The sequence below is a fragment of the Lapillicoccus sp. genome (assembly GCF_039935575.1).
Classification (GTDB): Bacteria; Actinomycetota; Actinomycetes; order Actinomycetales; family Dermatophilaceae; genus Lapillicoccus.
This window is the reverse complement of sequence record NZ_JBDTKA010000145.1, coordinates 1-3,651: the sequence shown is the minus strand read 5'-3', so window position 1 is coordinate 3,651 and position 3,651 is coordinate 1. Positions and strand designations below refer to the sequence as shown.

The 3,651-nt window shown below is 68.7% G+C and carries 3 protein-coding genes; all 3 read right to left on the bottom strand.

Translation table 11 applies throughout. The features are described 5' to 3' along the window. Nucleotides 1-644: 644 nt before the first annotated feature. The 3 genes from ABI385_RS17250 to ABI385_RS17240 all read right to left on the bottom strand — a co-directional run bounded on the left by ABI385_RS17250 (nucleotide 645) and on the right by ABI385_RS17240 (nucleotide 3,560). The gene (locus ABI385_RS17250) at nucleotides 645-2,036 is read right to left on the bottom strand and encodes a lanthionine synthetase LanC family protein (RefSeq protein WP_348104996.1); all 1,392 of its coding nucleotides are present in this window, start codon (nucleotides 2,034-2,036) and stop codon (nucleotides 645-647) included. 170 nt (nucleotides 2,037-2,206) lie between these two features. Beyond that, entirely contained in the window at nucleotides 2,207-2,503 is a 297-nt protein-coding gene (locus tag ABI385_RS17245) for a hypothetical protein (protein WP_348104995.1), read from the bottom strand. Between the two features lie 295 nt (nucleotides 2,504-2,798). Continuing rightward, nucleotides 2,799-3,560 carry a methyltransferase domain-containing protein gene (locus tag ABI385_RS17240; RefSeq protein WP_348104994.1) on the bottom strand — a complete coding sequence of 254 codons (762 nt, stop codon included), beginning with the start codon at nucleotides 3,558-3,560 and terminating at the stop codon, nucleotides 2,799-2,801. Nucleotides 3,561-3,651 lie beyond the last annotated feature (91 nt).

Below are 3,651 nucleotides of genomic sequence, written 5' to 3'. Positions count from 1 at the left end.
CGCCGCGTTGGACGGTCCGGGGTTCTCCACCCGCCTCATCGGTTCGAACCGGGTGCCCCTGGCCGTCGACGAGACGGCCCAATTCTCCTGGGTGGTTACCCCGAAGGCGCCCGGCCCGCACACGCTGACCTTGACCCTCACCGCGGAGGTGCAAGGCCAACCCGCCCGGCAACGGATATACGAGCGACGGGTCAACGTTAACGTCGTGCCCCAACCCAATTTCCCAACGCGAGTCCTCACGTGGTCGGGCTGGTCCGAGGCCTTCTCCGGTGCCTTGGCGGCCGGATTGGTCGCCGGGGTCACATGGCTGGTGACCCGGATGCGTGGCCACCAGCGGATAGTGGAACCCGCCCGGAAGCCCCACCCGCCGGCCACCGACCCGGGAACGACCGCCCAGCCGCCCGGCGCCCCAGCCGAGGGGGGGTCGGGCTCGCCGGCGCCTGTCAATCCAGGAAAAACGTCTCCCCCACCACCATGACATGGAGAGTGGTCGACTGGCGGCGATGTGACGCAGGGCCTGGCGACTGGACCTCGCGCTCCGGCGCGGCAGAAGAGGAGGTCAGGACAGGGGATCCAGCATTGCAGAGTCCCCCTGGGTGGCAGCTAAACGCCGCGCATGTGGGTGTGGGGCGCTGCGGACCGTGTCACCGGGATGGTTCCTTGGGGGTTTGGTCGTGCCTGTGCCGTGTGGTGCTGCCGCGGCTCAGTGTCACCTCGTGTCGCACCGCCCACCATTGGTCAGGTAGGTCGACGACCGCGGCGTCGAGCCCCTCGTCGAGCACCCGCGACAGCCGCAGCAGGAATGCCGCGATGCCGGCGGCGCCCTGCATCCAGCCGGTTCCGGGCGGGAGCAGCGGCTGCCCCAGCCGGTGCTCGGTGAACCGCCAGCGGGCGCCAGTCTCGTCGACGATGGCGCGTTCGACGAGCGCGTCGGCAAGGTGTCGCGCGAAGGCCACACACTGATCCGCGTACGCCTCGCCGTCTGCGTTCGGCGCTGCTTCGGCCTGGGCGGCGTCCAGGAACGCCGCGCCGGCGCCCGCTGTGCCGCAGCAGCGGCCGTCGTTGTCCCAGAATCCCGGACGCAGCCGCTGTGGTATCCCGGAGGTCCTCATCGAGTGAAGGCACCGGCGGCGCCATTCCTTGGGCGTCGTCCCGCCGATCGGGCCGACGCCTACGTGCTCGAGGGCGGCGAACGTGTATGCGGTGCCGCTGGGGCCGTGGCACCAGGAGTAGGTGTATTCCTCGCCGTCTCTCGGCAACCACGGGATGCAGATAGGCAGGCGGAAACCGCCGCCTGTACGGTCGGCGACCGCGACGAGGTGCTCCGCACCGAGCCTGGCCGCTTCGAGGTACCGGTCTTCGGCCAGGGCCTGCCCGGCCATCGCCAGGGCCGCGACGACGCCGGCGGTGCCGTGGGAGTAGTTCGGCATCAGCCGCGCCGTGGCGGACGACATACGCCAGTCGAACCCGTCAGCGACGGGCTCGGCGGCCCGCAGCAGAGCATCGGCGCCCCGCCGGGCCACCTCGAGTCCGAGCTGGCTGCCGTGCCACACCCCGGTGAGAACGACGCCGGCCGTACCCATCACGATATCTGTGACCGGCATACCAGCCCACTGGCCCTCGGTGCTGAGCCATCCGTCGGGTGTCGCAAGCTCGACGAGGCGGGTCAGCGTCCCCACCTCGGCGTCGGGTGCGAGTAGACGCAGTGCGACCACATCGCCGGCCAGCCCGCCGTACAACGTCGCGTCCTGTCGCTTCCGCGCCGTGGTAGTCAGCCGCTCGACGATCCGGGCAGCAACCGCCTGCTCATCGGGAGCCCACGCACGGGTCAACCGCACCTCCGCGAGCAGGATCGCCAGACCGCCCAGACCCTCATAGATGCTGTCGCGGAACTCATCGGGCTCGGTGCTGCCCTCGGAGTCCTCGGTGGTGATGGTCGTCGGGAGCCACAGCCCATCCGGCTCGAGTCGCACCTGAGCCAGCACCCAGGCCAGTGCCTGACCACCTAAGTCGCGATAGGCCCCACCCCCAGCCACGGGCCAAGCATGAAGCCGCCACAACCTAGGCGTCAACAGTTGATCTCGTGCCATAACCGCACCTCGACAACCTCGTGAAAATGGCGGATCCGGCTCGACCCCCGAACAGATCCCCCACCACCTAGGCGCCGGCTCGCGGCGATGTGACGCACCTTCGCGCCCTCAGTGTCCTAGCCTCCGACGGCGGTAGTAGCGCTTCGCGAGAGGGGGTGAGCGCGGAGCCCGAAGCCGCCGACGCCGATAGCGCCGACAGCGATGTGCACGCTCTCTCGACCCTGCGGCGCCCAGTAGACGTCCTTCAGGTCAAGGAGTAGGGCCGCCTCGTCGGCGACCAGCGCATTGGCGATGCCGTACGCCAGCGGTACGACCGGACTGTCCAGCGCACGTTGGTTCGCCTCCGACCGCACCAAGAGCGCGCCACGAGAGCATGGCAATCCCGATGTTGTAGTGGTGGAAGTGCTCGCCATGCAGGTTCATCCCACCCCCGGCCGGTCCGTGGCCGTCACGGATCCGATGGGTCAGGGCGCGGACACCGGCGAACGTGGCGGTGAATGCGCCCCACGCGAGGATGGCGGCCCGCTCGTCGTGGCCCAAATCGCGATTCCACACTGCGCTCAAGCGGGTGGCGGCGTCACTCATGACCAGTCATGAACGCATCGGCGTCTATCGGTCGCTGTACCCGGCCTGCGCACGCCCGGAAGGCGGCGATGTGACGCACCTCGCGGCCCTTGCTTTGGAAGGGGTCGCTATGAGGGGCCTTGCTCACGAAGGCCCTACTTTGCGGGCGTCGATGAGGTGCCGTGCGGAGTGAGCGACGAAGGGCTCCCCATGACGCATCTTCAAGTCCAGCTCCCGCAACTTGTGCTCGTACCGGGTGACGGTGAAGTCGGGAACCCACCACACGCACTTGCGCAGGATCCAGACAATGGCCCCGACGTCGAAGAACTCCAAGCGGCATCGCGCTGTCTGGAGCAGCTCGATCTGCAGGCCCGCCCGTTCAGCCTGAGCGACCTCGCGTTGAGGGTCTCGGCCCTTTCGCTGCTCGGGCAGCGGCCCGAGGAAGAACTCGATGAGCTTGAACGCAGAGGCCGGTCCTACGTGCTGTGCGAAATAGTGCCCGCCGGGGCGCAGCACGCGATGAATTTCGTGCCAGTCGGGCCTGACGGGGTGCCGGGCGGTGACGAGGTCGAACGAGTCGTCGTCAAGGGGCAGCGGGGAGCCGCCCCGGGTCTCGAGGACACGAACACCGCGCGGCCCTAACGTGACACGCGCCCGTTCCGCGTTGGGCGGCCACGACTCGGTAACCACCATGACGGGAGGCAGCTCTGGTGCTTCCTTGATGACCTCCCCACCGCCGGTGTCGATATCCAGGGCCCGCTCTACGGCTGCGAGCCGCTGCGCGAGCAGCCGCGAGAATCCCCACGGGGCGCGCTCCTCGGTGGCTCGGCCGACCAGCCAGTCAAAGCCCCATCCGGTCATGTCTGCCGACTCGGCCTCCGCTATCAACTCGTCGAATCCACGCATACGTCGAGCCTCACAGACCCGGGAAGGTCCGTCCAAACCGTTTTAAGAATAACGAGCAGCGGGGTGGAGCACTCGCGCCCGACAGGCGGCG

Coding starts and splice junctions, on each gene's coding strand:
- ABI385_RS17245 (WP_348104995.1), bottom strand. CDS start 2,503: ATGGCGAGCACTTCCACCACTACAACATCGGGATTGCCATGCTCTCGT.
- ABI385_RS17240 (WP_348104994.1), bottom strand. CDS start 3,560: ATGCGTGGATTCGACGAGTTGATAGCGGAGGCCGAGTCGGCAGACATG.